Annotated in this window: 15 protein-coding genes; 7 read left to right on the top strand and 8 right to left on the bottom strand. The window is 73.9% G+C overall.

What is annotated here, in order from left to right; genetic code table 11:
- Window positions 1-678: 678 nt before the first annotated feature.
- The gene (locus tag ABD990_RS12310; protein ID WP_345380565.1) at window positions 679-1,119 is read right to left on the bottom strand and encodes an SdpI family protein; all 441 of its coding nucleotides are present in this window, start codon (window positions 1,117-1,119) and stop codon (window positions 679-681) included.
- Window positions 1,120-1,709: 590 nt separating this feature from the next.
- On the opposite strand from ABD990_RS12310, the gene leuS reads away from it, so the two are divergent.
- Window positions 1,710-4,535: a leucine--tRNA ligase gene (gene leuS / locus ABD990_RS12305; RefSeq protein ID WP_425569591.1), complete on the top strand. Its 2,826-nt coding sequence runs from the start codon at window positions 1,710-1,712 to the stop codon at window positions 4,533-4,535.
- Between the two features lie 11 nt (window positions 4,536-4,546).
- On the opposite strand, the gene ABD990_RS12300 is transcribed toward leuS, so the two are convergent.
- The 6 genes from ABD990_RS12300 to ABD990_RS12275 form a co-directional block, all read right to left on the bottom strand.
- On the bottom strand, window positions 4,547-5,023 hold the full coding sequence (locus tag ABD990_RS12300) for a hypothetical protein (protein ID WP_345380563.1): 477 nt from the start codon (window positions 5,021-5,023) through the stop codon (window positions 4,547-4,549).
- The gene (locus ABD990_RS12295) at window positions 5,020-5,796 is read right to left on the bottom strand and encodes a UPF0158 family protein (RefSeq protein ID WP_345380562.1); all 777 of its coding nucleotides are present in this window, start codon (window positions 5,794-5,796) and stop codon (window positions 5,020-5,022) included. The genes ABD990_RS12300 and ABD990_RS12295 overlap by 4 nt, the downstream gene beginning before the upstream one ends.
- Window positions 5,797-5,874: 78 nt before the next feature.
- Entirely contained in the window at window positions 5,875-6,558 is a 684-nt protein-coding gene (locus tag ABD990_RS12290; RefSeq protein ID WP_345380561.1) for an SDR family oxidoreductase, read from the bottom strand.
- A gap of 61 nt (window positions 6,559-6,619) precedes the next feature.
- Window positions 6,620-7,195 (bottom strand): C40 family peptidase, encoded by a 576-nt coding sequence (locus ABD990_RS12285; RefSeq protein ID WP_345380560.1) that lies wholly within the window; start codon window positions 7,193-7,195, stop codon window positions 6,620-6,622.
- Between the two features lie 526 nt (window positions 7,196-7,721).
- The gene (locus ABD990_RS12280; protein WP_345380559.1) at window positions 7,722-8,801 is read right to left on the bottom strand and encodes an inositol-3-phosphate synthase; all 1,080 of its coding nucleotides are present in this window, start codon (window positions 8,799-8,801) and stop codon (window positions 7,722-7,724) included.
- Window positions 8,802-8,839: 38 nt separating this feature from the next.
- Entirely contained in the window at window positions 8,840-9,409 is a 570-nt protein-coding gene (locus ABD990_RS12275) for a PadR family transcriptional regulator (protein ID WP_345380558.1), read from the bottom strand.
- A gap of 230 nt (window positions 9,410-9,639) precedes the next feature.
- On the opposite strand from ABD990_RS12275, the gene ABD990_RS12270 reads away from it, so the two are divergent.
- The 4 genes from ABD990_RS12270 to ABD990_RS12255 all read left to right on the top strand — a co-directional run bounded on the left by ABD990_RS12270 (window position 9,640) and on the right by ABD990_RS12255 (window position 14,944).
- Window positions 9,640-10,044, top strand: a complete 405-nt coding sequence (locus ABD990_RS12270) for a DUF5318 family protein (RefSeq protein WP_345380557.1) — start codon at window positions 9,640-9,642, stop codon at window positions 10,042-10,044.
- A gap of 585 nt (window positions 10,045-10,629) precedes the next feature.
- A complete protein-coding gene (locus tag ABD990_RS12265) occupies window positions 10,630-12,702 on the top strand; it encodes a transglycosylase domain-containing protein (RefSeq protein WP_345380556.1) in 2,073 nt (690 codons plus the stop codon).
- Window positions 12,703-14,298 carry a glycosyltransferase family 87 protein gene (locus ABD990_RS12260; RefSeq protein WP_425569582.1) on the top strand — a complete coding sequence of 532 codons (1,596 nt, stop codon included), beginning with the start codon at window positions 12,703-12,705 and terminating at the stop codon, window positions 14,296-14,298.
- Complete coding sequence (locus ABD990_RS12255) at window positions 14,285-14,944, top strand: NUDIX hydrolase (RefSeq protein WP_425569581.1); 660 nt, start codon at window positions 14,285-14,287, stop codon at window positions 14,942-14,944. Before ABD990_RS12260 ends, ABD990_RS12255 begins: the two co-directional genes overlap by 14 nt.
- A 1,413-nt stretch (window positions 14,945-16,357) precedes the next feature.
- On the opposite strand, the gene ABD990_RS12245 is transcribed toward ABD990_RS12255, so the two are convergent.
- Window positions 16,358-17,128: a deoxyribonuclease IV gene (locus tag ABD990_RS12245; protein ID WP_345380554.1), complete on the bottom strand. Its 771-nt coding sequence runs from the start codon at window positions 17,126-17,128 to the stop codon at window positions 16,358-16,360.
- Between the two features lie 330 nt (window positions 17,129-17,458).
- Between ABD990_RS12245 and rpsF the strand changes: the two genes are divergently transcribed.
- Both rpsF and ABD990_RS12235 read left to right on the top strand, forming a co-directional pair.
- Window positions 17,459-17,797 (top strand): 30S ribosomal protein S6, encoded by a 339-nt coding sequence (rpsF, locus tag ABD990_RS12240; RefSeq protein ID WP_037042071.1) that lies wholly within the window; start codon window positions 17,459-17,461, stop codon window positions 17,795-17,797.
- Window positions 17,798-17,807: 10 nt separating this feature from the next.
- The gene (locus ABD990_RS12235; RefSeq protein ID WP_345380553.1) at window positions 17,808-18,320 is read left to right on the top strand and encodes a single-stranded DNA-binding protein; all 513 of its coding nucleotides are present in this window, start codon (window positions 17,808-17,810) and stop codon (window positions 18,318-18,320) included.
- Window positions 18,321-18,360 lie beyond the last annotated feature (40 nt).

Below are 18,360 nucleotides of genomic sequence, written 5' to 3'. Positions count from 1 at the left end.
GAGCTTCGGGGCTCGGAGCTGATCGGGGCCCGGAGCCGACCGCCGCCCGGAGCTGTCCGCCGCCCGGAGCTGTCCGCCGGCCCGGAGCTGTCCGCCGCCCGGAGCTGTCCGAGGCCCGGAGCCGACCGACGGTCGGAGCTGATCTGCGCCCCGAGCTGACCGGCGCCTGGAGCTGATCGAGGCCTGGAGCTGATCGAGGCCCGGCTGATCGGGGCTCGGAGCTGATCGGGGCCGGGAGCTGGTCGGAACCCGGAGCGGATCGTGCGCTCGGAGCCGACCAAGGCCGGGACCGCACGAGGCCCGGAGCGCCCGACGCCCGGAGCCGGCACAACCGAAAGCGCCGCTCACACCGCGTCGACAGGGTGTGGCGCTGAACTGCAGGGTGTGCGGAGGGGTCCGGCCGGCTGTGCCAGGTTCAGCCGGGTATGGCGGGTCGGGCCGGGTTTGCCGGGTCGGGGTGCTCGTGTCGGGCCGATCCGTAGCGGCCACATTTCCGGCGGCGGCCCATCTCCGGGCGGCTGCTCCATCTCAATGCGGCTGGCCCATGGACGGCGCACCGAGAGGTGCTGCGAGGCCATGTCGAGAAGCCAGGCACACCGGTCGACCGGATCGGCCGAGACGTCGGCGTGCACCTCGGCGTCGGCGCCGCCCGGTGGGGTGGCGTGCCGGCCGTTGCGGTCAGCGGGTGGCGGTGCGGCAGCCTTCGACGAGGTCGCAGCCCGCGCAGGAGCCCGTGCAGCCGCTGTCGGCGGACTCGGCGGCGCGGACGGCGGTCTCGATCCGGCCGGCGCGGTCGCCGAGCGCCCCGCCGATCCCGGCGAGCACGAGCGACCCGATCGCCCCGATTCCCGTCACGGTCCAGCCGAGCGCGGGCGTCGGGCCGGCCAGCAGCACCACCCCGGCGAACAGGCAGATCGCCCCGGCCGCGGCGAGCGGCGGTGCCGCGACACGGTTCGCCGAGACCCAGGCGGGCGCCGACTCGAGCGTGGCCGCGGTGCGGACGCCGGCCCAGCGGTTGCGCGGGAGCAGCGAGCGCGCCCCCAGCACGGCGACCGTGACCAGCGCGACGCCGGCCAGGACGAAGAGCACACCGAGGACGAGGCGCAGGGTCGCGGGCACGCCACCAGGGTAGATCGGGCTCCCCGCGGCCCGCCGCGCGCCCGGCGCACTCCCGCCGGGCGCCGCCGGCACCCCGCCGCACCGCCACACCAATGGCGGCCGCGCGACCGGACCCCGCGCCCGGCCGCAACCGGACGCGCCGACCCCCTGCCGGACCGCACACCGTCGGCCGCCGCGCGACCGGACCGCGGGCACACGCCCCCCGGCCGGGCGCCGCCAGCACGCCTGCGGGACCACACACCGCCGCCCGCCGCGTGGCCGGACCCAGGACACACGCACGCCCGGCCCGGGCGCCGCCGGCACCCCCGACGGACCCACACCGCCGGCGACCGGGACACCGAGCACCGCACCCCCGCCCAACCCCGTCGAAGCCCGTCGGCCAGCGGCGTTACCCTGGGTACGCGTTCCACGGCCCGCCGGAAGCCCGGCCTCACCGGCGCCGCGCCGAGCCGCACGCCGCCGACCACCCGGGCCGACCGGGCACGGGCGGCGCGGCTCCCGGCGAACCGCACGAGCAGGCCGACCGGCGAACCGTCTGCGACGGTTCATCCTCGAGGTAGAGCGGGATCATGAGCACGGAGAGCACGACCATGGCGCCCGGAGACGCTCCCGCGTCCCCGCCCCATCGCTACGACGCGCGCCTGGCCGGCGAGATCGAGCGCCGCTGGCAGGACCGGTGGGAGGCCGAGGGCACGTTCCACACGCCCAACCCGGGCGAGCCGGGCTCGGAGAAGCCCAAGGCGTACGTGATGGACATGTTCCCGTATCCCTCGGGCGCGGGCCTGCACGTCGGGCACCCGCTCGGCTTCATCGGCACGGACGTGCTGGGCCGCTACCTGCGGATGACCGGCCACAACGTGCTGCACCCGATGGGCTTCGACGCGTTCGGCCTGCCCGCCGAGCAGTACGCCGTGCAGACCGGCACGCACCCGCGCACGACCACCGAGGCGAACATCGCCCGGTACAAGGCGCAGCTGCGGCAGCTCGGCCTGGCGCACGACCCGCGCCGGTCGATCGCCACCACGGACGTCTCGTACTACCGTTGGACCCAGTGGATCTTCCTGCAGATCTTCGAGTCCTGGTACGACACCGACGCCGACCGCGCCCGGCCGATCGCCGAGCTCAAGGCGGAGTTCGAGGCCGGCACCCGCTCGACCCCGGACGGTCGCCCCTACGCCGAGCTGGAGGAGGCGGAGCGCCGGGCGCTGATCGACTCGTACCGCCTGGCCTACATCTCCGAGGCGCCGGTGAACTGGTGCCCCGGCCTGGGCACGGTGCTGGCCAACGAGGAGGTCACCGCCGACGGCCGCAGCGAGCGCGGCAACTACCCCGTCTTCCGCCGCAACCTCAAGCAGTGGATGATGCGGATCACCGCGTACGCGGACCGGCTGGCCGCCGACCTGGACCGGGTCGACTGGCCGGAGTCGGTCAAGGCGATGCAGCGGAACTGGATCGGCCGCTCCGAGGGCGCCCGGGTGCGCTTCCCCGCCGCCGGCGAGCAGATCGAGGTCTTCACCACCCGCCCGGACACGCTGTTCGGCGCCACCTACATGGTCCTGGCCCCGGAGCACCCGCTCGTCGACGTGCTGACGCCGGCCGCGTGGCCCGAGGGCACGGACGAGCGCTGGACCGGCGGGGCGGCCACCCCGGCCGAGGCCGTGGCCGGGTACCGCGCCGAGGCCGTCCGCAAGTCGGAGCTGGACCGGCAGGAGAACAAGGAGAAGACCGGCGTCTTCACCGGTGCGTTCGCCGTCAACCCGGTGAACGGCGAGGAGATCCCGGTCTTCGTCGCCGACTACGTGCTGATGGGCTACGGCACCGGCGCGATCATGGCGGTGCCCGCGCAGGACCAGCGGGACTGGGACTTCGCGACGGCGTTCGGGTTGCCGATCGTGCGCACCGTCGACCCGGGCGAGGGCTGGGAGGGCGAGGCCTTCACCGGCGAGGGCCCGGCGATCAACTCGGCGAACGCCGAGGTCAGCCTGAACGGGCTGGGCGTCACCGAGGCGAAGCGCGCGATCATCGACTGGCTGGCGGCCAAGGGTCACGGCGAGGGCGTCGTCCAGTACAAGCTGCGGGACTGGTTGTTCTCCCGGCAGCGCTACTGGGGCGAGCCGTTCCCGATCGTGTGGGACGAGCACGGCCCCGTCGGGCTGCCGGAGGACCAGCTGCCGGTCGTCCTGCCGGACGTCGACGACTACTCCCCCAAGACCTACGACCCGGACGACGCCGACACCGAGCCGGAGCCGCCGCTGTCGCGCGCCGAGGACTGGGTGAACGTCGAGCTCGACCTGGGCGACGGGCCGAGGAAGTACCGCCGCGAGACCAACACGATGCCGCAGTGGGCCGGGTCGTGCTGGTACTACCTGCGCTACCTGGACCCGGAGAACGACGAGCGGTTCACCGGCGTCGAGGCCGAGAAGTACTGGATCGGCAAGGAGCCGGAGATCTCGCCGGTCGACCCGGGCGGCGTGGACCTCTACGTCGGCGGCGTCGAGCACGCGGTGCTGCACCTGCTGTACTCCCGCTTCTGGCACAAGGTGCTGTTCGACCTGGGGTACGTGACCAGCGAGGAGCCCTTCCGGAAGCTGTTCAACCAGGGCTACATCCAGGCCTACGCCTACACCGACTCCCGCGGGCTGTACGTGCCGGCCGAGGAGGTCGTCGAGGACGAGAACGGCCGTTTCACGTGGAACGGCCAGCCCGTGAACCGTGAGTACGGGAAGATGGGCAAGTCCCTGAAGAACGTCGTGACGCCGGACGAGATGTGCGACCGGTACGGCGCGGACACCTTCCGGCTGTACGAGATGTACACCGGTCCGATGGAGGCCTCGCGGCCCTGGTCGACCCGGGACGTCGTCGGACCGCAGCGGTTCCTGCAGCGGGTGTGGCGCAACCTGGTCGACGAGAACACCGGCGAGCCGCGGGTGACCGACGACGAGCCCGACGCGGACACGCTGCGGGCGCTGCACAAGGCCATCGCCGGCGTGCGCGAGGACTTCCCGGCGCTGCACTACAACACGGCGGCCGCGAAGCTCATCGAGCTGAACAACCACCTGACCAAGGCGTACCCGGGCGGGGCGCCGCGGGCGGTGGCGGAGCCGCTGGTGCTGATGCTGGCGCCGCTGGCCCCGCACATCAGCGAGGAGCTGTGGCAGCGGCTGGGCCACGAGGCCACGCTGGCCTACGAGTCCTTCCCGGCGGCGGACGAGCGGTACCTGGTCCAGGAGACGGTCGAGTACCCGATCCAGGTCAACGGCAAGGTGCGCTCGCGCGTGACCGTCCCGGCCGACGCCGACTCCGCGGCCGTGCAGGCCGCCGCGCTGGCCGACGAGAAGATCGTCGCCGCGCTGGCGGGGGCCGAGCCCCGGAAGGTGATCGTGGTGCCCGGCCGCCTGGTGAACGTCGTCCGCTGACGGCCGGTCGCTCAGCCCGTCTCCGACGCCCGCCGCCGCTTCAGCGGCCGCACCGCCCGCCGGGTCGCCCCGGTCCGCGGGGGTGCGCTGCGGGCCGGGTCGTCGAGCCACTCGTCGACCTCGGTGAGGACGAGCTCGGCGTCGGCGAGTGCGGCCCGCGCCTCCTCGACCGGTGCCGCGGCCCAGGAGCGCTCGGCGAGCGCGGCACGGTTGAGCAGCGAGCGGAGCAGGCGCCCGGTGACCGGGTCCATCGCGCGCTCACGCACGACCCGCCGGACGTAGGCCGAGACGATGTCCGACGGCTGGTCGCGGGTCTCGTCGAGCGCCCCCAGCGCCACCTGGGCGGCGTCGAGTGCCGCGCGGGCGGCCGCGGTCACCGCCTGACCGGCGAACCCGTTGCCGGCGAGCAGCTCGGCCGCCGCCAGCTCCCGCCGCGCCCGGGCCATGCCGGGCCGCGGACCCGGAGCGGGCGCCTCCGCGTTCGTCACCGCAGCCGCACCGCCTCCGTGCGCGCACGGACGAGCCACGGCTCCTCCGGCCGGGACAGCTGGGCCTGGGTCACGGGGTAGGCGCAGACGGTGATCCCGGAGCGCTCCGTGTGCCGCCACAGCACGGACTCGAGGGTGCCCAGCTCGGCCCAGGGCGACTGCATGTCGTCGAGCACCACCAGCAGGTCCAGCTCCGACTCGACCGAGCCCTCCCCGCTCGCCCACGGCCCCACCAGCAGGATCTGGTGGAGCCGGTCGCCGTAGTGCGCCGCGATCTCGGCGGCGACGGTGGCGGGCAGGTCTTCGTTCTCCGGCGCCGGGTCGGGGTACGCGGCCGCGGCGCGCTCGGCGGCGCCGGGGTCGACGAGCCCGGCGTCGGCCAGCCAGTCGAGCGCGCGGCGCCGGGCCCGGGCGTCCCGGAACCGGAACCACTGGTCCCGCACCTCGGGGAACTCGAACAGCGTGTTCTTGAAGCGGCGGAAGGCGCCGCGGCCGTTGAGCGCGCGGTCGAGCATCTCGGCCGCCCGGCGGTGCTGGACGCCGGCGGTGAAGTCCGCCATGTCCTGGTAGCCCTCGCGCGAGCCGGTCTGCTCGATCGGGACCCAGCCCTGCTCCTCGAGCTCCTCGGAGTCGTCGGGCTCGCCGGTGCACCCCTCGGGCATCGTCGGGACGATGCGGCCCGTGCGCGGGTCGATCCACCACTGCACCTCGGGGTGGCGGTCGTCGAGGGCGTTCGCCAGCTCGCCGAGATCGACCTGCGCCGGATCGAGCATGGCTCGCACCCTACTCACGCGCGGGCCCGGCGAACCGGTGGTCGCCCGGGCGGACCAGCCGCGACCGGGCTCGGCCGCTCAGCGCGGCCGGATCACGATCTCCGGGAGGTGGGCGTCCGCGGTCGCGGTGACCGCGCCGACGACCGCGGCGGCGACGCTCTCCGGGCGGAGGAACCTCGAGCCGTCGTACTCCCCGCCCTCGTGCGCGACGACGGCCCGCTGCATGTCCGTGTCCACCCGCCCGGGGTGCACGGACGTCACGCGCAGGTCGGGTTCCTCGGCGCGCAGCGCGTCGGCGAACGCGCGCAGTGCGAACTTGCTGGCGGCGTAGGAGCCCCAGCCGGCCCGGGCGGTGAGCCCCGAGCCGGAGTTGACCAGGACGACGTCGCCGCGCGCCGCCCGCAGCGCGGGCAGCAGCAGCCGGGTCAGCCCGGCCACCGCGACGACGTTGACCTCGAACTGGTGCCGCCAGGTGTCCGGCGCGGTCTCCTCGATCCTGCCGAGGAGACCGACGCCGGCGGAGTGCACCAGGACGTCGAGCCGCGCCAGGTTCAGCCCGGCCACGGCCGCGGCGACGGAGCCGTCGTCCGTCAGCTCGACCGGCCAGGCCCGTGCGCCCGCGAGCTCGGCCGCGAGCGACTCGAGCGCCACCGTGTCCCGCCCGCCCAGCAGCAGGTCGTGCGTGGGGGCGAGGGCACGGGCGACGGCGGCGCCGATGCCGCGGGAGGCGCCGGTGACGAGGGCGAGCGGCCGGGGGTCCACGGCCGCCACCCTAGATCGGCGGCCGGGACCCCGCGGCTCGGACGCCGACCGGCCTCTCGGATCAGACCCGGCGGGCGCCGCTGAACGGCATCGCGTTCAGCGAGCCGATCTTCACCGGCTGGCCGCTGGTGCTGGCGTGCACGACCTGGCCGTTGCCGATGTAGATGGCCACGTGGCTGACCGGCTTGTAGAAGAACACCAGGTCGCCGGGCTGCAGGCTGCCCTTCGAGACCGGGGTCCCCACGGTCGACTGGGCGCGGCTGGTGCGCGGGATCGAGATCCCGGCCTTCTTGAACGCGAAGCTCGTGAGGCCGGAGCAGTCGAACGCCGACGGGCCGGCGGCGCCGTAGCGGTACGGCTTGCCGACCTGCGCGAGCGCCGTGGACAGGGCGGAGGCGCGCTTCGCGGCGGGCGAGAGGCCGCTGGTGGCGGCCTCGACGGCCTGGGCGGGTGCGGTGAACGCGACCGTCCGCACCGCGGCCTCGACGGGGGCGGCGGGAGCGACGGCGGCCGGGGCGGCGGCCGGGGCCTCGGCGACGGCCCCGGTGGAGGCGGGCGCGAGGGAGAAGAAGGCGGCGGCCGCTGCGGTGGCGGCGACCAGGGTGGAACGCAGGAGCGCAGGTTTGTGCTCGGGCACCGGTGTGCATCCTCGTGGAATCGCACCGCCCGACGGCCGCCGGACCCGCTCGGGGGAGAGCGGGGACCGGGCTGACGGGTGCGGTGGGGAGTACTCCGGCCGTGCTGAGGGAGCCGTGTGGGAGCCCGGGCCGGCGACGCACCCGCCCGTCCGGGCGGTGACCCCGTGCCCGTCCTCCCGGGTGGAGGGCGGTGTCGCGAGGCCGCGAAGGAAATTACGAACGCATTACTGTCGTCGCCATGACGCAGATTACATTTCTCACCGGAAATTCGGGTGACCGTCCTCACCGAATTGGTGACACGTTCGGAGCAGTCGTGATCGTGATCAGCACGTGATTGTGTGCTCAAACTCGTCAATGCAGGTGAGAGAGCTTGGTGTCGGTCACGTGATGTGGCCGTAATGGCTCCGTCCGGGTGAAATCATTTCCGCTCCGGAAGCTCCACGAACATTTCCGGAAGGCAAGCAAAAAAGGAACCCCGGCCGAAGCGGGGCTCCGGCCGGGGTCCTGGCGAGGGTGGCGGGGGGTCTAGCGCTCCCGCTCGCCCCGGATGAACTCCTCGACGGCGGTGCGGGCCTCGGAGTCGCTGTACTGCTCCGGCGGGGACTTCATGAAGTAGCTCGACGCGGAGAGGATGGGACCGCCGATCCCGCGGTCCTTCGCGATCTTCGCGGCGCGCACGGCGTCGATGATGATGCCCGCGGAGTTGGGCGAGTCCCACACCTCGAGCTTGTACTCGAGGTTGAGCGGGACGTCGCCGAACGCGCGGCCCTCGAGCCGGACGTAGGCCCACTTGCGGTCGTCGAGCCAGGCCACGTAGTCCGACGGGCCGATGTGCACGTTGTCCTTGCCCATGTCCCGGTCGACCTGCGAGGTCACCGACTGGGTCTTGGACACCTTCTTCGACTCGAGCCGCTCGAGCTCCTTCATGTTCAGGAAGTCCATGTTCCCGCCCACGTTGAGCTGCATCGTGCGGTCGAGCTGCACGCCGCGGTCCTCGAAGAGCTTCGCCAGCACCCGGTGGGTGATCGTGGCGCCCACCTGCGACTTGATGTCGTCGCCGACGATCGGGATGCCGGCGTCGGCGAACTTCTGCGCCCACACAGGGTCCGAGGCGATGAACACCGGCAGGGCGTTCACGAAGGCCACGCCCGCGTCGATCGCCGCCTGCGCGTAGAAGCGGTCGGCCGCCTCACTGCCCACCGGCAGGTAGGAGACGAGCACGTCCGCCCGCGTGTCGCGCAGGACCTGGGCGACGTCGACGGGCTCCTCGTCCGACTCGGCGATCGTCTCCCGGTAGAAGCGGCCCAGCCCGTCGAGGGTGTGGCCGCGCTGCACCGGGACGCCGAGCGGCGGCACGTCGGCGATCTTGATCGTGTTGTTCTCGCTGGCCGTGATGGCCTCCGAGAGGTCGCGGCCGACCTTCTTCGCGTCGACGTCGAACGCGGCGACGAAGGTGACGTCGCGCACGTGGTAGCCGCCGAAGTCGACGTGCATCAGGCCGGGGACGCGGGTGGCCGGGTCGGCGTCCGCGTAGTACTGGACGCCCTGGACCAGCGACGCCGCGCAGTTGCCGACGCCGACGACGGCGACACGCACCTCACTCATGCCGGCTCTCCTTCTTTCTCGGTCGGGGACTTGGGCCTTCACGGCCTGCTGGGTCCGGCCTCGTCGCCGGGGTGACGCTCCCGCTCGATGAGCTCGTTCAGCCACCGCACCTCGCGCTCGGTGGTGTCCAGGCCGAGCTCGTGCAGCTCGCGGGTGTACCGGTCGATCTGCTCGCCGGCCCTGGCGAGCGCGGCGCGCAGCCCCTCGCGGCGTTCCTCGACCGCCCGCCGCCTGCCCTCCAGGATCCGCATCCTGGTCTCGGCGGGCGTGCGGGAGAAGAACGCCAGGTGGACGCCGAAGCTCTCGTCGTCCCAGGTCTGCGGGCCGGACTCGGCCAGCAGCTCGCCGAACCGCTCCTTGCCGTCGGCGGTGATCCGGTAGACGCGCCGCGCGCGCCGGGACCAGCCGCCGCCCGTCGCCGGTGGGCTGCCGGACCTGTCCGGGTCCTCGACGATCAGACCCGCGCGAAGGAGCCTGCGCAGCGCCGGGTAGAGCGAGCCGTAGGAGAAGGCGCGGAACCCGCCGAGCCGCAGCCCGAGCTGTTTGCGCAGCTCGTAGCCGTGCATCGGGGCTTCCAGCAGTAGCCCGAGGATGGCGAACTCGAGCATCCGCCTCCCTCCTCCCACGCGCCGCCCGGGAACCCCGCTGTCCCCGGCGATCGGTCGGAGCACTATATCGACCCGATACATCCGCGCACAGCCCTCGACGCGCTGTCGGTCGGGTGCGGGCCCGCGGCCGAGATCCCGGCCACCCTCTCGACCTGCGACTGCACCGGGCGCTCACGCCCGTCCGGGCGGTTCGGGGACCGCACGGCCGGGTGGCTGAGTACCCTGGTCGGGTGCTCACCCAGCGACAGGTCGTCGACTACGCGTTGCAGCGCCGTGCGCTGCTCGCGGAGGTCTACGCCGGTCGGGTGGGAACCGCGGAGGTCTGCGACGCGAGCCCGTACCTCCTGCGCGCCGCCCGCTTCCACGGCCGGCCGACGCAGCAGCAGTGCCCGGTGTGCCGCAAGGAGCGACTGACCCACGTCTGGTGGGTGTTCGGCGAGGAGCTCCGCCACGTGTCCGGCTCGGCCCGCGACCCCGAGGAGGTCGAGGAGCTCGCGGCCCGGCACGGCGAGTTCTCCGTCTACCTCGTGGAGGTCTGCCGCACGTGCAGCTGGAACCATCTGGTCCAATCGTCGGTGCTGGGCACCGGCGCCCGGCCCGACCGCCCGCGCCGCCGGAGGACCGCCGCCGAGTGACGAGCCCCGCCCCGATCCCCGCCCGATGAGCCCCGACCCCGTGAGCCGTACAGCGCCCGCACCCCACGCCCCAGCCCGGTCCGCCCATGCTCCCCGCAGGCGGACCGGAGAAGCACGGAGCCCGCGGTGACCGATCAACGCAGCGACCGACCAGGAGCCGGTGGTCCGCCGCCCCGGCCCGGAGTCCCGGACGTCTGGGACATCCGCCCGAACCAGGGCCCCCCGCCACCCGGTGGGGGGCCCTGGCAGGGTCCGGTCCGATCCGGCCCGCCGCCGCAGCAGCGGCCGCCGGGGCCGCGGCCGGTGCCGCCCGGGCAGCCGGGTCCGTACGGCCCCCCGAACCGGCCGGTGCCGCAGCGCGTCGGCCCGGGTCCGCAGGGTCCACAGGGTCCGCAGGCGGGCCCCGGCGGTCCGGCGCAGCCGCCCGCGCGGCCCGCGCCGCTGCTCACCCACGACCCGAGCACCTCGGGGCCGGACGACCGCCCCACCTCCCTGGCGCTGGCCGATCCGCCCGGCCCCCCGCCCCGCCGCCCGGGCCCCGGCGGCAACGGCGGCGACGGTCGACCGGGAGGACGGAAGCGGCTCGTGCGCCGGATCGTGCTGTGGGCGCTGGTGGCCCTGGTCCTCGGGCCGTTCCTGGCCTTCGCGATCGGCTGGGTGGCCTTCAGGGTGCCCAGCGCGGACGACGTCGCCAACACCCAGGTCGCGACGTTCACCTTCGCCGACGGCAGCCCGCTCGCCACGGTCCGGCCCAACAACATCAACCGGACCAACGTCGCCCTGGACCAGGTGCCGGCGCCGGTGCAGCACGCCGTGCTGTCCGCCGAGGACCGCTCGTTCTTCTCGAACCCGGGCTTCGACATCTCCGGCATCGGCCGGGCCGTGTGGAGCCAGCTGACCGGCGGCATCGGCGGCGGCTCCACGATCACCCAGCAGTACATCAAAGTGACCACCGGCCAGGACCAGTTCTCGCTCTGGCGCAAGTACAAGGAGATCGTGCTCGCCGCGAAGATCTCCAAGGAGCAGACCAAGCAGGAGATCCTGGAGAACTACCTCAACGCGATCTACCTGGGCCGCGGTGCCTACGGCATCCAGGCCGCGAGCCAGGCCTACTTCGGCAAGGACGTCCAGCAGCTGAACGCCTCCGAGGGCGCGATGCTCGCCGGGCTGATCCAGTCGCCCTCGCGCTGGGACCCGGCGAAGAACCTGGAGAAGTCCCAGGAGCGCTGGAACTTCGTGCTCGACGGCGAGGTCCAGATGGGCTGGATGACCCCGGCCGAGCGCGCGCAGCAGCAGTTCCCGCGGTGGCTGCAGCCGACCGCCGCCGAGGGCGGCATCCCCGGGGACGCGAACGGCCACATCTACAACCAGGTCCGCGCGGAGCTCGAGCAGAACGGGATCTCCGAGGCGGAGATCAACACCGAGGGCCTCACGGTCCAGACCACGATCGACCCGGCCAAGCAGAAGGACGCGGTCGACGCGGCCAACCAGGTGCTGAAGGGCCAGCCGGACAACCTGCGGACGGCCCTCGTGTCGATCGACCCCAAGACCGGCGCGGTGCTCGCCTACTTCGGCGGCAACGACGGCGTGGGGCTGGACTACGCGCAGGCGTCCAAGCAGCCCGGCTCGTCGTTCAAGCCGTTCGTGGTGGCCGCGGCCCTGCAGCAGCCGGACCCGATCGGCCTGGGCACGCAGTACGACGGGTCCTCCCCGCAGACCCTCGCGGGCCAGAAGGTGTCCAACTCCGAGGGCGTCAGCTGCGGCCGGTGCTCGGTCAAGACGGCGATGACGCAGTCGATCAACACCGTCTTCTACCGGATGGCGCTGGACGTCGGCCCGCAGAAGGTCGCCGACGCGGCGATCAAGGCGGGCATCCCGGCCGGGCCGCTGGCCAACCCGACCGGTGGCATCTCGCTGGGCGACAAGAACGTCACCACCGAGAACATGGCCGCCGCCTTCGCCACGTTCGCGGCGGACGGCGTCGCCCGCCAGCCCTACCTCGTCGCCAAGGTGACCACCAGCGACGGCCGGGTCATCTACGACCACGGCGCGGGCACCTCGGCCGGCACGCAGGCGTTCAGCCAGCAGGTCGCGCGCAACGTCACCGAGTCGATGACGGACGTGGCGAGCTCCTCGCGGATCGGGCTGCGGGACGGCCGCCCGGTCGCCGCCAAGACCGGCACCGTGCAGAGCAGCATCGAGGGTCAGAACAACGACGCCTGGACCGTCGGCTACACCCCGCAGCTGGCCACCGCGGTGTGGGTCGGCACGGACGACAACTCGCCGATCAAGAACTCCGCCGGGCGGCCGATCTACGGGCGCATGCTGCCCGGCTCGATCTGGCAGCAGTACATGTCCGACGCGCTGCGGGGCACGGAGGTCGAGCCCTGGTCGAAGTTCACGCCGATCGGCCAAGCCCCGGTCTCCGACTACGCCGGCCAGTCGAGCTCGCCGACGCGCTCCGTGGACTCGGACGACGGCGGCGAGGACGCCCAGCAGTGGCGCAGCCGGGACGGCGGCGACAGCAGCGGCGACAGCGGCAACCGCGACTCCGGGAACGGTGACTCGGGCCGCGGCAACGGCAACAGCGACTCCGGGGACGGCAACGGGAACGGGAACGGGAACGGGAACGACGGCGACGAGGACGGCGGCGACTAGGTGACGTCGCGGCCGGTCGCACCGGAGGACGCCCCGTCCCCCGCGGCCCGGCGGCCGGCGCGCAGCCCCGAGCCGCCGCGCGAGCCCGCGCGGGTGGTCCCGACGTGGACCGAGCCGCTCGCCGCGGCCGCGAGCCGGGTCGTCGGCGGTCCGCTCGGCCGGCACGCGCTGGTCGGCCGCGCCGCCTTCTGGACCCCGCTGCGGGTGGTGCTGCTGCTCGCCGTGGTCACGCTCGCGCTGAGCTGGCTCGGCAAGTCGCCGTGCCTGCAGCAGTACCGCACGGGCGACGGGCAGCTGGCGCTCGACTGGCAGAACAACCGCCAGTACGTGGCCCTGTGCTACTCGGACACGGTGCCGCTCTACGGCATCGAGCGGCTCGACGACCCCACGGCCGTCCCCTACCGCGACGCGTGGACCGACACCTCCGGCGGTGGCGCCCCGCAGACCCGGTACATGGAGTATCCGGTGCTCACCGGCTTCTACCAGTGGGCGGCGGCACGGCTGACCGACGGTTGGCTGGCCGCCGCCGAGGCACTGCCGCTGCCGAGCGCGCTCCCGGTCGTCGTGTACTTCGACCTCGTCGCCCTGGGCCTGGCCCTGGCCTGGATCGTGGCGGTGTGGGCGGTGGTCCGGCTCCGCCCCGAGCGGCCCTGGGACGCGGCGCTGGTCGCGGTCTCCCCGCTCGTCGCGGTGCACGCCTTCACCAACTTCGACACCCTGGCCGTCGCCCTGGCCTGCGGTGGGCTCCTCGCCGTCGCCCGGCGGCGGCCCCTCCTCGGCGGGGTGCTGCTGGGCCTGGGCGGCGCCGCCAAGCTCTATCCGCTGCTCCTGCTGCTGCCGGTGCTGCTCGTCGCCGCCCGCCGGCGCGAGCTCGGCACGGCGTGGCGGACGATCGGCGCCGCCGTCGTCACGTGGCTCGCGGTGAACCTGCCGGTGGCGCTGGCGTGGCCCGCGGGGTGGTGGGAGTTCGTCCGGCTCAACCGGACGCGCCCCGCCGACCCGGACTCGCTGTACTACGCGCTCTCGTACTTCACGGGGTGGAGCGGTTTCGACGGCCCGCTGCGCGCCGACCAGGCGCCGAACACGCTCAACGCCGTCACCGCGGCCCTGCTCGTGATCGCCTGCGCCGGGCTGGTCGTGCTCGCGGCCAAGGCACCCCGGCCGCCGCGGCTGGCGTCCCTGGCCTTCCTGATCGTCGCCGCGTTCCTGCTCGTCAACAAGGTCTGGAGCCCGCAGTACTCGCTGTGGCTGGTCCCGCTGGCCGTGCTCGCCCTGCCGCGGTGGCGGCTGCTGCTCGCGTGGATGGCCGTCGACGCGCTGGTCTGGGTGCCGCGGATGTTCTTCTACGTCGGCACGGAGGACAAGGGGCTGCCGCCGGACTGGTTCCTCGGCGCGGTCCTGCTGCGGGACGCCGTCGTCGTGCTGCTGTGCGTGCTCGTGGTCCGCTCGATCCTGCGGCCCTCGCGGGACCCGGTGCGGGCCCGCGATCCGGGCCGCGATCCCGACCGGGACCCGGACTGGCCGGTGCGACAGCGGTCACAGCCCAGCGCACGCCGCGTCCCGGTGGGGCAGAGTCCGGAGCATGGCAACGGGTGAGGGCGGGGTCGACGTCGACCCCGGGAGCCGGGTCACGGAGCTGCGCGCGGCCGTCGGGCAGCGGCTGGCGGAGTTCGAGCGACGGGCCGTCGAGCGGCCCGACCTGAAGCACTCCGCGGTCACCGTCACGCTGGTCACCACCGGCGGCGCCGGTCTGGCCGACGGGCTGGCCTTCCTGCTCACCCGGCGGGCCGCCACCCTGCGCCGGCACTCCGGGCAGTGGGCGCTGCCGGGCGGACGCTGCGACCCGGGCGAGACGATCACCGAGACCGGTCGCCGGGAGCTGCTCGAGGAGGTCGGGCTCGAGCTGGGCGAGGACGCCGTGCTCGGGCTGCTCGACGACTACGTGACCCGCTCCGGGTACGTCATCACGCCGGTCGTGCTGTGGGGCGGCGAGGTCGGCGAGCTGACCCCGAACCCCGCCGAGGTCGGCGAGCTGCACCGGATCCCGCTGGCGGACATCGACGTGGAGCCGCGCTTCCTCACCATCCCCGAGTCCGAGGCTCCGGTCATCCAGGTGCCGCTGTTCGACCGGTTCGTGCACGCGCCGACCGGGGCCGTGCTGTACCAGGTCCGGGAGCTGCTGCTGCACGGTCGCCCGACGCGGGTGGACCACCTGGAGCAGCCGGTGTTCGCCTGGCGGTGAGATCGGCGCCGGTCTCCGGCTCGCGGGCGTCGACCGTCGTGGGCGTGCGGAGGAACAGCACGAACAGGAGCACCAGCAGGACCGCCTTGCCCCACACCCCGAGCACGACCGCCTGGGCGGCGAACCCGGCGCCGATCCCGGCGTCGGCGCCGGCGTCGAGCAGGTGGAACCAGCGGAAGATCCCGATGCCGATCAGCGCGTCCGCCGCGAGGTAGGCCGTGATCCAGCCCCAGCGGACCCGCAGGAGCACCAGGAACGGCAACAGCCAGAGCGTGTACTGCGGCGAGTGCACCTTGTGCAGCAGCAGGAAGCCGCAGAGCATCGCGGCGCTGACCCCGATCCAGGGGTAGACCGCCCCGCGCCGCCACCGCAGCATCCCCACCGCGGCCGCGACCACGAAGGACAGCAGCACCAGCGCGGGCGACAGCACGGCGACGACCGGCTCGAACTGTTCGCCGGCGCCCAGGTCGGCCATCAGCGGCCGGACGCCCCAGAACCAGACGGAGTTGGTGCTGACGTCGATCGGGCGCTGCTGTTGGAAGGCGAACGAGGCGGCCCAGCCCGGGAAGCCTAGCACCGCGAAGGGCAGGTTCACCGCGACCGCGGTCAGCGCGCCGGCCAGGCACACCCGCACCGCGCCCGTGACGTCGAGGCCCGCGCCCGGCGGGCGTCCGCGGGTGAGGACGTAGAGCGCCAGGGGCAGCAGGAACGCCCCGGGGTAGAGCTTCACCGCGAAGCCCAGGCCGAGCAGCACCGCGGCCGCGGTGGCGCGCGTGGACAGCGGCACCTCCCGCCGCAGGCCGTGCAGCACGAACACCGCGCCGACCGCGCACGCGACGGCCGGCAGGTCCCAGTTGTGGAAGGCGTAGAGCACGAGCGGTGGGCCGAGCGCCCACACCAACGCCCGCCAGCGCGCGAGCCGGCCGAGCATCCACCCGGCGACCAGCCCGAACGGGGCCAGGATCAGGGCTGAGGCGAGCAGGAAGCCGGCGTCCGTCGAGGCCCCGAGCGCGCCGAGCCACATCAGCACGCCGGTGAGCACGGGGTACTCGACGGTGCCGCCCCGCAGCTGCCCGTCCGGCGAGATCGAGCCGTGGACGTAGGGAAAGACGTGCCGGTCGACGTCCCGCCCCAGCCACAGCTTCTGGACGTCCGAGTAGCAGACGTCCCGGTACTGTCGGACCGCGAAGTCCGGGGCCGAGCGGCCCGCCGCGTCGAACTCGGGGCCGGTGCAGCGGGCCTTGTTCGCGTAGCCCAGCAGCAGGGTCAGGCCGGTGAGCAGGACGAGCAGGACCAGGCCCGCGGTGCCGAGGGGCGCGCGGGCGGCGCCCGGCGAGGCGGAGTGGTCCCCGGACCCGCGCGCGGCGGGGCCGGCGGGCCGCGCGGCCGGGGAGCCCGCGGCCGCGCGCTCGCTCACCGCCCGAGCTTCTCGCGCAGGAACGCGATGTCCGCCGGCTGGCCCTCGGCGGGTGTCTCCACGACGACCGGGGCGCCCGCCGCGGCGCACACCGCCGCCAGCACCTCGGGCTCGATGGTCCCGGACTCCACGTTGGCGTGCCGGTCCCGGGCGGAGTCGAACTCGTCCCGCGAGTTGTTCAGGTGCACGAGGTCGATCCGGCCGGTGATCGCCTTGGCCCGGTCCACGACGTCCACCAGCTCCTCGCCGGCGGCGAAGGCGTGGCAGGTGTCCAGGCAGAAGCCGACGCCGAACTCGCCCACCGCGTCCCACAGCCGGGCCAGCGCGTCGAACTTGCGGGCCATCGCGTTGTCCCCGCCCGCCGTGTTCTCGATGAACACGGGCACCGCGAAGCCGCCCTCGTCCTGCTGACGCTGCACGAACTTGCGCCAGTTGTCGACGCCGACGGCCGGGTCCTCGTCCTTCGTGACGTGCCCGCCGTGCACCACCAGCCCGATCGCGCCGACCGCCTTCGCGCCCTCCGCGTGCTGCACCACCAGCTTGCGCGAGGGGATCCGGATGCGGTTGTTCGGCGAGGCCACGTTCACGACGTACGGCGAGTGCACCACGGTGGCGACCTCCGCGGCCACCAGCGCCTCCGCGTGCGGATGGGGCTGCGGCTTCTTCCACCCCTGCGGGTCGGCGAGGAAGAACTGCACGATCTCCGCCCCGCGCTCGGCCGCCGCGGCGAGGGGGTCGTCGTCGCGGACGTGGGCACCGATGAGCATGCCGACGAGGGTAGTGACCCCCACCGACACTCCCGCACTCCCGGCGGCCCCGCGCCCCTCCGGCCCGTCGGGCGACATCGTCGCCCGGGCCGACCGCCCGGCCCGGCCGCCGTTCCCGACCGGGAACGATCGCGGGGTGGGGCCGGACGGGCGAGAACGCGCTGGTAACCTGGTGTCCAACCGCTCCGACCGGTGGCCATCCGGGCCGCCGCGACGAGCCGGGTCCGGGCCCCGTATCCCGGCCCGGCCCGATTCTGTCGGTGCGGGGTGAGAACCTCCTGCCGCGGAAGCGCCGCGGCCGTTCCAGTCCACAGGAGGTGAGTGGTTCTCATGCGTCACTACGAGCTCATGGTCATTCTCGACCCGAGCCTGGACGAGCGCACGGTGCAGCCGTCGCTGGAGACCTTCCTGAACGTCGTCCGCTCCGACGGCGGTTCGGTGGAGAAGGTCGAGGTCTGGGGCAAGCGTCGCCTCGCCTACGAGATCGCCAAGAACGCCGAGGGCATCTACGCGGTGCTCGAGGTCCAGGCGGAGCCGGCCACCGTGGCCGAGCTCGACCGCCAGCTGGGTCTGAACGAGTCCGTCCTGCGCACCAAGGTGCTGCGCAAGGAGCCCAAGAAGGCCGCGAAGGCCGCCCCCGCGCGCACGCCCGCCCCCGCCGCGAGCTGAGGAGGCCCCCATGGCCGGCGAGACTGTGATCACCGTGGTCGGCAACCTCACCGCCGACCCGGAGCTGCGGTTCACCCCGTCCGGGGCGGCCGTCGCCAACTTCACGGTGGCGTCCACGCCGCGCACCTTCGACCGCCAGTCCGGCGAGTGGAAGGACGGCGAGGCGCTGTTCCTGCGCTGCAACATCTGGCGCCAGGCCGCGGAGAACGTCGCGGAGACGCTCACCCGCGGTGCGCGCGTCATCGTGCAGGGCCGGCTGCGGCAGCGGTCGTTCGAGACCCGCGAGGGTGAGAAGCGCACCGTCATCGAGATGGAGGTCGACGAGGTCGGCCCCTCGCTGCGGTACGCCACGGCCAAGGTCAACAAGGTCAGCCGCGGCGGTGGCAGCGGCGGCTTCGGCGGCGGCGGTGGCGGCGGCGGTTTCGGTGGCGGTGGCGGCCAGGGCGGCGGCTACGACGACCCGTGGGGCTCCGCCCCGCCGGCCGGCAGTGGTCCCGCCGCGGACGACGAGCCCCCCTTCTGACCTCGATCCACACCCCCGCCGAGCGCGGGGACCGGTACAC

It is taken from the genome of Pseudonocardia yuanmonensis (genome assembly GCF_039542425.1).
In the GTDB taxonomy this organism is placed as follows: Bacteria; Actinomycetota; Actinomycetes; order Mycobacteriales; family Pseudonocardiaceae; genus Pseudonocardia; species Pseudonocardia yuanmonensis.
The sequence above is the reverse complement of the archived record's forward strand: the minus strand, read 5'-3'. Positions and strand labels throughout refer to the sequence as shown.